Raw genomic sequence first — 14,297 nt, forward strand, 5'->3', positions numbered from 1 at the left:
CGACCGTACTGGCGGACCGGCCGGGGGGCGATCGGGTTTGCGGAGGGCGCGGGCCCCGCGGGGCGGGCCGTCCCTAGAAGACCAGCACGCCCCGGGCCACCTTCCCCGCCCCGGCGTCCTCGCGCGCCCGGTCGAACTCCTCCACCGGGTAGGAGGCGGTGACGAGTTCGTCGAGGAGGAGGGCGCCGGTGCGGTACAGCTCGGCGTAGAGCGGGATGTCCTTCTGCGGGCGGGAGGAGCCGTACCGGCAGCCGAGGACCGCCTTGTCGAGGAACATCGCGGCGGGCGGGAAGCTCGCCTCCGCCGTGGGCGCGGTCATCCCGAGGAGGACGGCCTGGCCGTGCCGGTCGAGGAGGTCGATCGCGGTGCGCACGAGTCCGGTGTGCCCGACGCACTCGAAGACGTGGTCGGCGCCGGTGGGCAGGACGTCCCTCACGCCGTCGGCGGAGGGCAGGAAGTGGGTGGCGCCGAAGAGGCGGGCCGTCTCCTCCTTGGCCGGGTTGGTGTCCACGGCGACGATCGTGAGCGCGCCGGCGAGCCGGGCGCCCTGGAGGACGTTGAGGCCGATGCCGCCGGTGCCGATGACGACGACGGTGTCGCCGCGCGCCACCTTCGCCCGGTTCAGCACGGCTCCGACGCCGGTGAGCACGCCGCAGCCGAGGAGGGCGGCGGAGGGGAACGGCACGTCCTCGGGGATCTTCACGGCCTGTACGGCCCTGACGACCGTCCGTTCGGCGAAGGAGGAGTTGGAGGCGAACTGGAAGAGCGGCCTGCCCTGCCGCGAGAACGGCCGGCCGGGCCTCCCGATGGCCTTGCGGCACATGGTGGGCCGGCCGGCGTCGCAGTCGGCGCAGGCGCCGCAGTTCGCGAGCGTGGAGAGCGCCACGTGATCGCCGGCGGCGACGTGCGTGACGCCCTCCCCCACGGCTTCGACGACCCCGGCGCCCTCGTGCCCGAGCACGACGGGCGGCGGGAAGGGGATGGTCCCGTCGATGACGGACAGGTCGCTGTGGCAGAGCCCCGCGGCCCGGATCCCGACCAGCACCTCCCCCGGTCCGGGATCCCGTACCTCCAGGTCCCCGACGACCTCGACGTTCTTCCCGTCGAACACCACACCCCGCATGACGTCCCCTCCCTCTCCTCGTGCCCGGATCTACTGGTTCGGCCGGTCGCCCGCGGCGGCGGCACGGGCCATCTCCTCAAGCCGCGCCAGCATCGGCATCGGGTCCGTCCCCACCGTCCCCGGCAGGAAGTCCGCGATCCGCTCCGGCGTCCACGCGCCGCCCTCGGCGTATCCGGCCCGCAGCTCCCGCGGCTGCGCCCAGACCGCGATCTTGGGGCCGGCGATCGTGTAGACCTGCCCGGTGACGGAGTCGGCGCGGGCCCGGTCGCTGAGCAGGTAGACGACGAGGGCGGCGACGTCCTCCGGTTCGCCGATCTCCTTGAGCTCCATGGGGACGTTCGCGGACATCCGGGTGCGGGCGACGGGCGCGACGGCGTTCGCGGTGACCCCGTACTTGTGCAGGCCGAGGGCCGCGCTGCGCACGAGGGAGATGATCCCGCCCTTGGCCGCCGAGTAGTTGGCCTGGGCCACGGACCCCTGGTGGTTGCCGCTGGTGAAGCCGATCAGCGCCCCGGAGCCCTGCTTGCGCATCACCGCCGAGGCGGCGCGGAAGACGGTGAAGGTGCCCTTGAGGTGGGTGGCGACCACCGGGTCCCACTCCTCCTCGGTCATGTTGAAGAGCATCCGCTCGCGCAGGATGCCCGCCACGCACACGACCCCGTCGATCCGTCCGTACGCGGTCACCGCCACGTCGACGAGCCGCTGTCCGCCCGCCATGGTGGAGATGTCGTCGGCGACGGCCACGGCCGTGCCGCCGGCCGCCTCGATCTCCTTCACGACCTCGGCCGCGATCTCCGAGGTCGGTTCGCCGCCCTCGACGGAGACGCCGTAGTCGTTGACGACGACCTTCGCCCCCTCGGCGGCGCACGCGAGGGCGACCGCGCGGCCGATGCCGCGTCCCGCTCCGGTCACGGCGACGACCTTGCCCGCCAAGAAGTTCCCCATCTCCGGCCCCTTCCCGCAGTTTCTGACGGTCCGTTAGATTCTATGGGTCGTCAGATGCCGGAAAACAAGACCCCGGAGGCCCCGATGTCCCTCCCCGCCGCATTCCACGAGATCGCCAAGCGCGTGAACAACTGGGGCCGCTGGGGCGCGGACGACGAGATCGGCACGCTCAACCTGATCTCCGAGGGGGCGGTCCGCGAGGCCGCCGCCGCCGTACGCACCGGCCGCCGCGTCCCCCTCGCCGTGGACCTGCGGCAGGACGGCGTGCAGACCGGCATGATCCCGGGCCGGGTCAACCCGCTGCACGTGATGGTGCAGGTCAACCAGGAGCTGTTCGGCCCCGGCACGGTCGCCACCAGCGACGACGCCGTGACCCTGGGCCTCCAGGCCGGCACCCACTGGGACGCCCTCACGCACGCCTCGCACTCGGGCCGCATCTACAACGGCCGCCCCGCCGGCACCATCACCCCGCACGGCCGCGCCGCCTACAGCGGCATCCACACGGCCCGGCACGTCGTCGGCCGGGGGGTGCTGCTCGACGTGGCGGCGGCGAAGGGCGTGGACCGGCTGCCCGGGGACCACGCGGTGACCCCGGAGGACCTGGACGAGGCGGCGGAGTTCGGGCGGGTGGAGGTCCGGGCCGGTGACGTCGTCCTCGTGCGCACCGGGCAGATGCGGCTGTACCTGGCCGGGGACCGGCACGGGTACGCCTTCCCGTCGCCCGGGCTCTCGATCCGCACCCCGGAGTGGTTCCACGCGCGGGACGTGGCGGCCGTCGCCAACGACACGCTCACCTTCGAGATCTTCCCGCCGGAGATCGAGGACCTGTGGCTGGGCGTCCACGCGCTCGACCTGGTCGAGATGGGGATGCTCCAGGGCCAGAACTGGAATCTGGAGGAGTTGTCCACAGCCTGTGCACAAGAAGGCCGTTACGCCTTCTTCCTCTCCGCGATGCCGGAGCCCTTCGTCGGCGGCACGGGCACGCCGGTGGCACCGGTGGCGGTCCTCTGACGTCCGGGCCGGCGGCCCCCGCGGGTGGCGGCGCGCCCGCGCGCGCCCCGAGCACGGTGCGGACCGCCGCCACCCGGCCGCGACCCGCACCTGCCGAGGGCGCACGGCCCTCGGCTCCCCTCGCCGCGAATCGCTCACCCCAGGGTGGGCAAAACGGAACGAAGCGTCAACAGTGCACCCGTCCGGGTGAGCCGAGGCCCTCCCCGGCCGCCGCGGGCGTGCGGTCGACCTCGCACCAGATGCTCTTCCCCGCCCCTTCGGGCTGCCAGCCCCACCGGTCGGCGAGACCGTCCACCAGCTCCAGGCCGCGCCCGTTGGTGTCCTCGCCGGCCGCGTGCCGGGGCCGGGGCGGCCGGTCGCTGCGATCGGCGACCTCGACCCGCACCCCGCCCTCCGCGGCGAAGAGCATCCGCAGCACGGCGGGACACCCGGTGTGGACCACCGCGTTGGTCACGAGTTCGGAGATGAGCAGCACCAGCGTCTCCGCCAGCGGCTCGTCGTCCCCTATCCCGGATCCGGCCAGCCGTTTCCGGGCCCACCTGCGCGCACGCCCCACCTCCGCCGGGTCCGGCCCGACCTCCAACTGAACCTGAAGCACCTGCACCGTTCACACCATCCGAACCGGCGGACACACCTTTACGGAACGTGATTCCCTTGCGGGACAGCATGGTTGACGTACAGTCACCGCAACAAGCGCTTCGGGCATATTCCAGCGCGAAGGAGTACGCATGGTCCATACTGTGCGACGCACGCGGCGGGGAGTCGAACGCGGGGCGCGACCCGGCCTCACAAGCACTCGCATCCCACGGAGAGTACCGGAGCGGGACGTCGACTCCGGCCCGTGACGACCCCCCGAAGGACACAACCCGATATCGACGTTCCGTCCGGAGCCGCCGGAATTCGAACACGCTCCGTCACCAGTTCGGGCCCGTGGTCCCCGGTTCAGAGCGCTCCCGGTTCAGAGCGCTCCCGGTTCAGAGCGCGGCGGCCACCTCCTCCGCCGCCCGCGCCCCCGGCAGCACCAGCGCGGCCCGCACCCACGCCCGTTTCAGGTGCAGATGGACGTCCGCCTCCCAGGTGAACCCCATCCCGCCGTGCACCTGGAGGCAGTCACGCGCGTTCGCCACGGCCGCCTCGTCCGCGAGGAGCTTCGCCCCGGCGATCTCCACCGGGTCGGCGGTGACGGCGGCGGCCCACACGGCGGCCCGCGCCAGCTCGGTCCGCACCAGCATCCCCGCGCAGAGGTGCTTCACCGCCTGGAACCCCCCGATCGGCTGCCCGAACTGCTCCCGCCGCCGCGCGTGCTCCACGGCGGCGTCGGTGCACCAGGCGGCGGTCCCCACCTGCTCGGCGGCGGTGAGCAGCGCCGCCTCGCGGACCTCCGCGCCCCCGGTGCCGGGCACCCGGTGCAGGGGCGTGAGCGGATCCACCGACCGCACGGGTACGGCGTCCCCGGCGGGGCCGAGCACCACGTCGGCGGCGTCCAGCCAGGGGACCAGCCCCTCGGACGAGACCCCGGTCACCACCGCGCGCCCCTCCGCGGCGCCGGGGACCGGCCCCGCCGCCAGGTGCGTGGCGACGAGCGGGCCCGGCACCAGCGCCCGCCCCGCCTCCTCGAAGACGAGCACCGCCTCCGGCAGTCCGAGTCCGACGCCGCCCCGCTCCTCGGGCAGCCGCAGCGCGAAGAACCCGGCCTCGCCGAGCTCCTTCCACAGCCCCCGGTCGAGGGCCCCGCCGCCGTCCGCCGCGCCGTCCACGGCCGCCCGCAGCGCCTCCCGCCCGAAGCGCCCGGCGAGCAGTTCCCGCACGCCTCGCCTCAGGTCCTCCTGGTCCCGACTCAACCGGAAGTCCACGCCCGGGTCACCGTCCCTTCGGCAGGCCGAGGATGCGCTCGGCGACGATGTTGCGCTGGATCTGGCTGGTGCCCGCGGCGATCGTGTACGAGAGGGAGGAGAGCCGGTCGAGGTTCCACTCCCGGCCGAGGTCGAGCGCGTCGGGGCCGAGGACCTCGGCGGCGGTGTCGTACAGCTCCTGGCGGGCGTGCGAGTAGTGCAGCTTGAAGACGGAGCCGCCGGTGCCGGGGACGCCGCCGGTGGCCTGGGCCTCGCTGACGTTGCGCTGGGTGAGCCGCCACAGGGCCTGGAAGGAGGCGGCGAGCCTGCCGAGGCGGCGGCGCAGCTCCGGGTCGTCCCAGCGGCCGTTCTCCCGGGCCGTGCGGGCGAGTTCGCCGAGGAGGCGGCGGCAGGCGACGACCTCGCCGACGAAGGCGGTGCCGCGTTCGAAGGAGAGGGTCACCATGGTGACCCGCCAGCCGTCGTTCTCGTCCCCGACCCGGTTCCCGACCGGCACCCGCACCTCGTCGAGGAACAGTTCGGCGAACTCGGTGGTCCCGGCGAGGGTCCGCAGCGGCCGGACGGTGACGCCCGGCGCGTCCATGGGGAGCGCGAGCCAGCTGATGCCCTTGTGCCGGGGCCCCTCCGTGCCCGTCCGCACGAGCAGTTCGCACCAGTCGGCGACCTCGGCGTGCGAGGTCCAGATCTTCTGCCCGGTGACGACGTACGCGTCCCCGTCCCGTACGGCCCTGGTGCGCAGCGACGCCAGGTCGGAGCCTGCGCCGGGCTCGCTGAAGCCCTGGCACCAGACCTCGTCGCCGCGCAGCACCGGCTCCAGCCAGCGCTCCCGCTGCTCCGGCGTGCCCTCGGCGGCGATGGTGGGGCCGGCGTGCAGGAGGCCGACGAAGTTGGCGCCGACGTAGGGGGCGCCGGCCCGTTCGGTCTCCTCCAGGAAGATCAGCCGCTGGGTGGGCGGGGCGTCCCAGTGGACGTGGCCGTACCCGGCGTCGTGGAGCCGTCGCTGCCAGCCGCAGTCGTAGGCCCTGCGGCCCGGCCAGTCGAGCGGGTCGGGCCGGTCGGGCAGCCGGGGCAGTTCGGCGGCGAGCCATGCGCGCAGCCCGGCCCGGAACTCCTCCTCCTCGTCCGTGCAGGAGAGGTCCATCAGACGATGCCCAGGTCGAGCATGCGGATGGCGTTGCCGCGCATCAGCTTGTAGACGGTCTCGTCGTCGAGGCCCCGGACGTGGTCGAGGGCGACCTCCTTGGTGTGCGGGAAGGTCGAGTCGACGTGCGGGTAGTCGGTCTCGAAGGTGGCGTTGTCCCGGCCGACGACGTCGAGCGAGGCGATGCCGTGCTTGTCGCGGAAGAAGCAGCAGAAGATCTGCCGGTAGTAGTAGGTGGACGGCGGCTCGGGGACGAGGTCGCGGACCCCGCCCCAGGCGCGGTGCTCCTCCCACACGTCGTCGGCGCGCTCCAGGGCGTAGGGGATCCACCCCATCTGGCCCTCGCTGTAGGCGAGCTTGAGGCGGGGGAACTTCACCAGGACCCCGGAGAAGAGGAAGTCCATCATCGAGGCCATCGCGTTGTTGAAGCTGAGGCTGGCCTGGACGGCGGGCGGGGCGTCGGGGGAGGCGGCCGGCATCTGGCTGCTGGAGCCGATGTGCATGTTCACGACGGTGCCGGTCTCCTGGCAGACGGCGAAGAACGGGTCCCAGTGGCCGGAGTGGATGGAGGGCAGCCCGAGGTGGGTGGGGATCTCGGAGAAGGTGACGGCCTTGACGCCCCGGGCGGCGTTGCGGCGGATCTCGGCGACGGCGAGGTCGATGTCCCAGAGCGGGATGATGCACAGCGGGATGAGCCGGCCGCCGCTGTCGCCGCACCACTCCTCGACCATCCAGTCGTTGTACGCGCGCACGCACGCGAGGGCGACCTCCTTGTCGTGCGCCTCGGCGAAGGTCTGCCCGCAGAAGCGCGGGAAGGTCGGGAAGCAGAGGGACGCCTCGACGTGGTTGAGGTCCATGTCGGCGAGCCGCGCCTTCGGGTCCCAGCAGCCGCGCCGCATCTCCTCCCGGGTGATCCCCTCCAGGGTCATCTCGTCCCGGTCGAAGCCCACGGCCGCGATGTTCCGCTTGTACGGGAACCGCAGGTCCTCGTAGATCCACCAGTCGGTGGGGGGCCCGTCGGGGTCCATGGTGATCTGGTACTTGCCCCCGACGTAGGCGAGCTCCCCGATCCCGGCCGTGAGCGCCTTGGGACCCCGCTCCCGGTACTTCGCCGGCAGCCAGGTCTCGAAGAGGTGGGCGGGCTCGATCACGTGATCGTCGACGCTGATGATGCGGGGCAGTTCGGTCATGACCCCTCCACGTTTCTGATGGATCGTCAGATCCTGATGAGGCCAGGCTAGCCCCGGGGGTCTGGACCGACAAGCACCGGACCTCTACGCTCTCCGCACGATCTGACGGTGCATCAGGTACGTGTGCCGGTGACGACAGCCAGGAATGGAGGCCCCGGTGACCGAGACCGCGACCGCGCAGGCCCTGGCGCTGGGCGAGTCCCGCACCCTCTGGGAGCTCGTCGAGCGCCGCGCCGCCCTCACCCCCGACCGGCCCGTGCTGCTCCAGGAGGACCGCGTCCTCACCTTCGACGGGCTGCGCGAGCGCGCCGAGCGCTGCGCCGCCGGGCTGTACGCCATGGGCGTCCGCCCCGGCACGGTCGTCGCCTGGCAGCTGCCGACCCGCCTAGAAACCGCGGTGCTCTCCTTCGCGCTCGCCCGGCTCGGAGCCGTACAGACCCCCGTCATCCCCTTCTACCGGGACAAGGAGGTCGGCTTCGCGCTCCGCGAGTCCCGGGCCGAGTACTTCGCCGTGCCGGGCGTCTGGCGCGGCCACGACCACACCGCCATGGCCCGGCGGCTCGGCGCGCCCGGCGTCTTCGAGGCGTACTCCTCCGAGGACCTCCCCGACGGCGACCCCGCCGTCCTGCCCCCGCCGCCCGCCTCCGGCACCGACGTCCGCTGGATCTACTGGACCTCCGGCACCACCTCGGACCCCAAGGGCGTCCTGCACACCGACCGCTCCCTGCTCGCCGGCGGCTCCTGCCTCGCCCACGCGCTGCGCCTCACCCCCGAGGACGTCGGCTCGATGGCCTTCCCCTACGCGCACATCGCCGGCCCCGACTACACGGTGATGCTGCTGCTGTACGGCTTCCCCGCCGTGATGCTCGAACAGTTCGCGCTGCCCGCCTCCCTCGCCGAGTACCGCCGGCACGGGGTCACCGTCGCGGGCGGCTCCACCGCCTTCTACTCGATGTTCCTCGCCGAGCAGCGCAAGAACCCCGGCGAACCCGTCATCCCCACCCTGCGGCTGCTCGCCGGCGGCGGCGCCCCCAAGCCCCCCGAGGTCTACCACGCGGTCCGCGAGGAGCTGGGCTGCCGGCTCACCCACGGCTACGGCATGACCGAGGTCCCCATGATCACCATGGGGGACCCCGAGGACACCGCCGAGAACCTCGCCACCACCGAGGGCCGGCCGCCCGCAGGCATGGAGATCCGCGTCACCGGGAACGGCGAGATACGGCTGCGCGGGGAAGCCGTCTGCCGCGGCTACCTCGACCCCGCGCAGACCGCCGCCGCCTTCGACGAGGACGGCTTCCTCGTCACCGGCGACCTCGGCCACCTGACCCCGAGCGGCCACCTCGTCCTCACCGGCCGGGTGAAGGACGTCATCATCCGCAAGGGCGAGAACATCTCGGCCAAGGAGATCGAGGACCTCCTCCACGAACACCCGGCCGTCGGCGACGCCGCCGTCATCGGCCTCCCCGACGCCGAACGCGGCGAACGGGTCTGCGCGGTCGTCGAACAGCCCGCGGGCGCCCCGCCGCTCACCCTGGAGGAGCTCACCGCCTTCCTGCGCGCGGCCGGGCTCTCCGTCCACAAGCTGCCGGAACAGCTGGAGGTGGTGGACGCCCTGCCGCGCAACGAGACGCTGCGGAAGGTCCTCAAGTACAAGCTCAGGGAGCGGTTCGGGGCAGCGGGGCGATCGGCGGCGGCGGAACCGGCAGGCTGACCGGCGGCCCGCCCGGCGCCTCCCGGCTCCCGGCGGGCGCCTCGCCCGCCACGGCCGTCGCCACGTCCGCGTACACCTCGAACAGGCGCGTGACGCCGAGCGCGGCGAAGACCCGGGTCACATGGCCCTGGCCCTCCGCCGCCCCGGGCAGCACCAGCCGCAGCCGTCCGTCGCAGGAGCGCAGCAGCCGGCGGGCGGCGACGAGCACGCCGATGCCGCTGGAATCGCAGAACCGCACCCCGGACAGGTCGACGACCAGGTCGTGCCGGCCCGCGGCGACGGCGTCGTGGACCCGCCTGCGTATCTCCGGCGACGTCACCAGGTCCAGCTCGCCGCGCAGGCGCAGCACCGTCCACCCACCGCGGTCGTCCTCGTCGGCCTCGATCGTCGTCACAGTCGGCCGCCTGCCCTCCGGGGCCTGGCCGAAACCCTCCGAGCCGGGTATGACGCTTTCCTTACCATCCACTCCCGTGTGAAGGCCGCACTTGCGGCAAACAGGCGTGCGTTGTCGGCCGCGCGCACTAGTTTGGGGAGGAGGACGGGCCGGAACGAACCGGAACGGGCCGGGACGGGGACGGCGGCAGGCGGGACACGGCGGCGGAAGCGGCGAAGGCGAAAGGTGGAGGGCTCGGATGGCGAACGACACACCACCGCGCTGGGACCGCAGGATGCAGCAGCGGCTCGCCCGCGGTGAGGCCGCCGCGCTCGGCGAGCTCTACGACCGCTACGCCTCCCTGGTGCACAGCCTCGCCCACCGGGTCCTCGACGACGACCAGGCCGCCGACCAGATCACCCGCGAGGTCTTCGCCTCCATCTGGGAGAACCCCGACGCGTACGACCCCCGGCAGGGGAACCTCCGCTCCTGGGTGGCCCGGCTCACCCAGCGCCAGGCCGTCCACCGGCTGCGGCAGACCGAGGCGACGGCGTACGCGGAGACCGGCGTCGGCACGGCGGAGGAGCTGGAGGCCAAGGTGCGCCGGGCCACCGTCGCCGCCCGCGCCGACTACATCGTCACCTCCATGCCGGCCCCGCTCCGCAAGGCGCTCGAACTGGCGTACTTCCAGCGGCGGGACTACCGCCAGACCGCCGCCGACCTGTCCATCAGCCACGAGGAGGCCCGGCGCCGGCTGCGGCTCGGCCTCCAGCTGCTGTCCACGGCGAACACCCGGCCGCCGGACGGACCGCCGGGCGCCTACGGGCGGACGCCGTGACGGGGGCGAACGGCGAGGGCGACGACCCCGCACGCGCCCCCTGGATACCCGGCCCCCGGGAGGCCGCCGACGACCACGCGGACCTGTCGGACCGGACCGCCGTCCCGGTCCTCTCCCACACGGTGCTCAAGTCCCTGCTCGGGGCCTGGGCACTGTCGGCGTGTTCGGCCGCGGAGACCCGGGCGGTCGAGGAGCACCTGACCGCGTGCGCGCCCTGCGCGGACGAGGCGCTGCGGCTGCGGGACGCGGTGACCCTGCTGCACGAGGACCGGGACCTGGACCTCGACCCGCTGCTGCGCTCGCGGGTCCTGGAGAACTGCCTGGGCCGCCGCCCGGCCCGCGTCCCCGTGCCCGCGTGGGCCGCGCCGTACGACGCGGAGACCGCCCGCCTGGACGCGCTGCTCCGCGACATCGGCGAGTCGGAGTGGCACGCGCCGGTCCGCCTCAAGTGGTACGAGGAGGACCGCCTGGTGCGGCGGAAGTCCACCGTCGCCGGGGTCATCGGCCACCTCCTCGCCGTCGACGGCCTCGTCTCGGGCGCGCTCGGGCTCGACGACCCGCTCGGCCCGGACGTGCCCGAACTGTCGCCGACGGAGCGGACGGAGGCGTTCTGGGAGGCGCTGCACCGGCCGCCGAACCGGGCGCTGCGGGCGCCGTGGCGGGACCAGAGCCACACGCTGATCCGCACCGTCTCGTTCGCGGGCCGCGGCGTCTCGGACCTGACGGTCACCTACGGCGACTTCGCGCTGCCCCTCAAGGACGCGCTGCTGGAGCGGGCCTTCGAGTGCTGGGTCCACGCGGACGACATCGCGAACGCGGTGGCCTATCCGTACGAACCGCCGAGCGGCCCGCACCTGCACGGCATGATCGACCTCGCCGCCCGGCTCCTGCCGGCGGCCGTCGCCCACCGCCGCCGTTCCGGCCGCGCGGCGCCGCCCCGCCGGCTCGTCGCGGCGGGCGCGCCCGGGCGTTCGCTGCACCTGGAGGTCGAGGGCGCGGGCGGGGGCCACTGGTACATCGCGCTCGACTCGCCCGCCGCGCTGGGCTCGCCCGACCACACGGTCGCCCAGGTCGCCATGGACGGCGTCGAGTTCTGCCAGCTGGTGGCCGGCCACATCTCCCCGGAGGAGGCCGCCGCCGGCCAGGACGGCGACCGCGAGGCCATCCACGACGTCCTCTCGGCCGCCGCCTCCCTGAGCCGCCTGTAGGCCCCGTACGGTCCGGCGGCGGCCCGGAGGGGGTCAGGCGAAGACGACGGTGCGGCGGCCGTTGAGGAGGATGCGGCGCTCGGCGTGCCACTTGACGGCCCGGGCCAGCGCCTGGCACTCCACGTCGCGGCCGATCGCCACCAGCGCGTCCGGCGTCACCTCGTGCCCCACCCGCTCGACCTCCTGCTCGATGATCGGCCCCTCGTCGAGGTCCGCCGTCACGTAGTGCGCCGTCGCCCCGATGAGCTTCACGCCGCGCGCGTGCGCCTGGTGGTACGGCTTGGCGCCCTTGAAGCTCGGCAGGAAGGAGTGGTGGATGTTGATGATCCGCCCGGAGAGCCGCTTGCAGAGGTCGTCGGAGAGGACCTGCATGTAGCGGGCGAGGACGACCAGCTCGACGTCCTGCTCCTCGACGAGGGCCAGCAGCTCCGCCTCCGCCGCGGGCTTCGTCTCCTTCGTGACCGGGATGTGCCGGAAGGGCAGGTCGTAGGAGGCGACGAGCTCCGCGAAGTCCGTGTGGTTGGAGACGACCGCGACGATCTCGACGGGCAGCGCCCCGATCGAGGACCGGAAGAGCAGGTCGTTCAGGCAGTGGCCGAACTTCGAGACCATCAGCACGACCCGCATGCGCTCGTCGGCGCGGTGGATCTGCCAGTCCATCTGGAAGGAGTCGCCCACCGCCGCGAAGCTCGCCCGCAGCTTGTCCACGGTCACCGGCGTCTCGGCCGAGAAGTGGACCCGCATGAAGAAGAGACCGGTGTCACGGTCTCCGAACTGCTGGCTGTCCTCGATGTTGCATCCGGTGATGAAGAGGTAGCTCGACACGGCGTGCACGATGCCCTGCTTGTCCGGGCACGAGATGGTGAGGACGTACTGGTCGGTCATCCCGACAGCGTGCCACACCGCGCCGCCCGGCCCGTACCGCCGTCCGTCCTCCGGAACGCCCCGGGGGCCCTCACGCGCGCGTGAGGATCCGCAGGACGTCCAGGGAGCGCGGCGGGACGTCCGGGTCGTCCCCGTCGGCCGTCGCGAGGCGCACGTGCGCCTCGCGCGCCGCGTGGACGGCCTCGGGCCAGCCGGGGTGCTCCTGGTAGGCGGAGAAGGGCGCGTCGGGGCCGACCTGGTGCAGGATGCGCAGCACCCGCAGGACGGCGACGTCGACGAGCTGGGCCTCCGCGGAGTCGCGGAAGATCGCGCCGACGTACTTCTCGGCGGACCAGCTGTCGAGCCAGGTGTCCTCGACGAGCCGGTAGACGGCGTCGGTGACGTCCCCGTACCCCTCCTGGCCCGCGAGCCAGACGGACCGGTGGAATCCGGGATCGGAGAGCATGTGCAGCGCCGAGCGCACATTGGTGCGCCAGCGCCACCACGGCATGTCGTTGAGCGGCATGCCGCCCATGGTGGAGGAGCGACGGCCGCGACGGGAAGGGTTAACCGAACCGGGGACGGTACTGGACATCGCTCGATCGTACGGTTCGCCACCGACAAGCGGACTCACACCCTCCCCTTAGGCGCCCCGACCCCCGCAATTCACCTCCGTGTCACCGACCGTTGAACGGTGCACACTCCCGCGTTACCCCGGGAGCGGAATGGTGCGTGTCCATGACCGGTAGGCGACTGTCCACTCTCCTCGCGTCCGTCACCGCCGCGGCGGCCGGCGCGTCGCTCCTCACCGGGTGCGGCGTGCTCCCTGGTGCCACGGGGGGCTCCAGGGAGCCCGTCACGGTGATGACCTGGGCCCCCGACCAGACCCGCGCGACCAACATGCCCGGCATGCCCGCCATGGCCCAGGCGTACGCCCGCTGGGTGAACTCCCAGGGCGGCGTCGACGGCCACGAGCTGCGCGTCCTCACCTGCAACGAACAGAACACCCCGACGGGCGCCGCCGCGTGCGCCCGCCGCGCGGTCCGCGAGAAGGCGGTCGCGGTCGTCGGTTCGTACAGCCAGAACGGCCGCGCCTTCATGGCCCCGCTCGAAGCGGCCGGCATCCCGTACATCGGCGGCTACGGCGTCACCGAGGACGAGTTCACCAGCCCCCTCTCGTACCCCGTCAACGGCGGTCTCGCCTCGCTCATCGCCGGACACGGCATGCAGCTCGCCGAGTCCTGCCGCAAGGTCTCCCTGGTCCGCCCCGACACCCTCGCCGGCGACCGGCTGCCCAAGCTCCTCGACGCCGGTCTGAAGAATTCGAGCAAGCGCGGCGCCGTCGACATCCGGGCCGTCGAGGACGCCACCGAGTACACCGCCCAGGCGGCCAGGGCCCGCGACAAGGCGGGCACGGACTCCGGCTGCGTCACCGCCGTGCTCGGCGAGCGGACCCAGACCTTCTTCGACTCCTTCCGCCGGCTGCCGGACTCCGCCGGCGGCGCCCAGGCGGACGACGGGGACGGGAAGGAGTCCGTCCGGATCTCCTCCGTCCTCGGCAGCGTCGGCCAGCCCGTCATCGACCGCACCGGCGGCGCCCGCAGCCCCTTCGAGGGCGCCTTCGTCACCGGCTGGTACCCGGAGGCGGACGACAAGAGCTGGGAGCCGATGCGGAAGGTCATCCGGGAGCACGCCTTCGCCGACAACCGGGTCGACCCGAACGACGCCGGCGTGCAGACCACCTGGATCGCCTACACCGTCCTCAAGGAGGTGATCGAGTCCCTCGACACCGACACGGTCACCGGCTCGCGCATCTCCGAGGCCCTCGACCGGGGCGCCCGCGTGGACACCGGCGGCCTCACCCCGCCGCTGCGCTGGATGTACGAGGACCTGCTCGGCGCCCCGGACTTCCCCAGGATCGTCAACCACGCGGTGACGTTCCAGGTGGTCAGGAAGGGCCGGCTCGTCGCCCAGAAGCCCGGCTTCGTCGACGTCGGCCCCACCGTCAGCAACCGGGGCTGAAGCGCCCCGGTCCCGCCG

14 protein-coding genes are annotated in these 14,297 nt (G+C 73.2%); 5 read left to right on the forward strand and 9 right to left on the reverse strand.

Annotated elements, in window-relative coordinates:
• Positions 1-73: 73 nt before the first annotated feature.
• Both ACF1ED_RS26160 and ACF1ED_RS26165 read right to left on the reverse strand, forming a co-directional pair.
• A complete protein-coding gene (locus ACF1ED_RS26160; protein ID WP_391764387.1) occupies positions 74-1,123 on the reverse strand; it encodes a Zn-dependent alcohol dehydrogenase in 1,050 nt (349 codons plus the stop codon).
• A gap of 30 nt (positions 1,124-1,153) precedes the next feature.
• Entirely contained in the window at positions 1,154-2,068 is a 915-nt protein-coding gene (locus tag ACF1ED_RS26165) for an SDR family oxidoreductase (RefSeq protein WP_391764389.1), read from the reverse strand.
• Positions 2,069-2,152: 84 nt separating this feature from the next.
• On the opposite strand from ACF1ED_RS26165, the gene ACF1ED_RS26170 reads away from it, so the two are divergent.
• Complete coding sequence (locus ACF1ED_RS26170) at positions 2,153-3,079, forward strand: cyclase family protein (protein ID WP_391764498.1); 927 nt, start codon at positions 2,153-2,155, stop codon at positions 3,077-3,079.
• Positions 3,080-3,245: 166 nt separating this feature from the next.
• Here the strand turns inward: ACF1ED_RS26170 and ACF1ED_RS26175 are convergent, their stop codons facing one another.
• The 4 genes from ACF1ED_RS26175 to ACF1ED_RS26190 all read right to left on the reverse strand — a co-directional run bounded on the left by ACF1ED_RS26175 (position 3,246) and on the right by ACF1ED_RS26190 (position 7,263).
• Entirely contained in the window at positions 3,246-3,683 is a 438-nt protein-coding gene (locus tag ACF1ED_RS26175) for an ATP-binding protein (protein WP_391764391.1), read from the reverse strand.
• 370 nt (positions 3,684-4,053) lie between these two features.
• Entirely contained in the window at positions 4,054-4,932 is an 879-nt protein-coding gene (locus ACF1ED_RS26180) for an acyl-CoA dehydrogenase family protein (protein ID WP_391764393.1), read from the reverse strand.
• A 7-nt stretch (positions 4,933-4,939) separates the two neighbouring features.
• Positions 4,940-6,073, reverse strand: a complete 1,134-nt coding sequence (locus ACF1ED_RS26185; protein WP_391764395.1) for an acyl-CoA dehydrogenase family protein — start codon at positions 6,071-6,073, stop codon at positions 4,940-4,942.
• Entirely contained in the window at positions 6,073-7,263 is a 1,191-nt protein-coding gene (locus ACF1ED_RS26190) for an amidohydrolase family protein (protein WP_391764397.1), read from the reverse strand. The genes ACF1ED_RS26185 and ACF1ED_RS26190 overlap by 1 nt, the downstream gene beginning before the upstream one ends.
• A 157-nt stretch (positions 7,264-7,420) precedes the next feature.
• On the opposite strand from ACF1ED_RS26190, the gene ACF1ED_RS26195 reads away from it, so the two are divergent.
• Entirely contained in the window at positions 7,421-8,974 is a 1,554-nt protein-coding gene (locus tag ACF1ED_RS26195) for a class I adenylate-forming enzyme family protein (RefSeq protein WP_391764399.1), read from the forward strand.
• On the opposite strand, the gene ACF1ED_RS26200 is transcribed toward ACF1ED_RS26195, so the two are convergent.
• On the reverse strand, positions 8,919-9,368 hold the full coding sequence (locus ACF1ED_RS26200; protein WP_391764401.1) for an STAS domain-containing protein: 450 nt from the start codon (positions 9,366-9,368) through the stop codon (positions 8,919-8,921). The two genes, ACF1ED_RS26195 and ACF1ED_RS26200, sit on opposite strands and share 56 nt — an antisense overlap.
• Positions 9,369-9,606: 238 nt before the next feature.
• On the opposite strand from ACF1ED_RS26200, the gene ACF1ED_RS26205 reads away from it, so the two are divergent.
• Positions 9,607-10,185, forward strand: a complete 579-nt coding sequence (locus ACF1ED_RS26205) for a sigma-70 family RNA polymerase sigma factor (protein WP_391764403.1) — start codon at positions 9,607-9,609, stop codon at positions 10,183-10,185.
• Positions 10,182-11,393 carry a maleylpyruvate isomerase N-terminal domain-containing protein gene (locus tag ACF1ED_RS26210; protein ID WP_391764405.1) on the forward strand — a complete coding sequence of 404 codons (1,212 nt, stop codon included), beginning with the start codon at positions 10,182-10,184 and terminating at the stop codon, positions 11,391-11,393. The genes ACF1ED_RS26205 and ACF1ED_RS26210 overlap by 4 nt, the downstream gene beginning before the upstream one ends.
• Before the next feature lie 33 nt (positions 11,394-11,426).
• On the opposite strand, the gene purU is transcribed toward ACF1ED_RS26210, so the two are convergent.
• Together purU and ACF1ED_RS26220 are read right to left on the reverse strand one after the other, a co-directional pair.
• Entirely contained in the window at positions 11,427-12,278 is an 852-nt protein-coding gene (gene purU / locus ACF1ED_RS26215) for a formyltetrahydrofolate deformylase (protein ID WP_391764407.1), read from the reverse strand.
• Between the two features lie 70 nt (positions 12,279-12,348).
• Positions 12,349-12,852, reverse strand: coding sequence for a hypothetical protein (locus tag ACF1ED_RS26220; protein ID WP_391764409.1), 504 nt, complete (start codon positions 12,850-12,852; stop codon positions 12,349-12,351).
• Positions 12,853-12,995: 143 nt separating this feature from the next.
• On the opposite strand from ACF1ED_RS26220, the gene ACF1ED_RS26225 reads away from it, so the two are divergent.
• Positions 12,996-14,279, forward strand: a complete 1,284-nt coding sequence (locus tag ACF1ED_RS26225) for an ABC transporter substrate-binding protein (RefSeq protein ID WP_391764411.1) — start codon at positions 12,996-12,998, stop codon at positions 14,277-14,279.
• The last annotated feature ends 18 nt before the right edge of the window (positions 14,280-14,297 follow it).

This window comes from Streptomyces sp. NPDC014656, assembly GCF_043084305.1.
Taxonomy (GTDB): Bacteria; Actinomycetota; Actinomycetes; order Streptomycetales; family Streptomycetaceae; genus Streptomyces.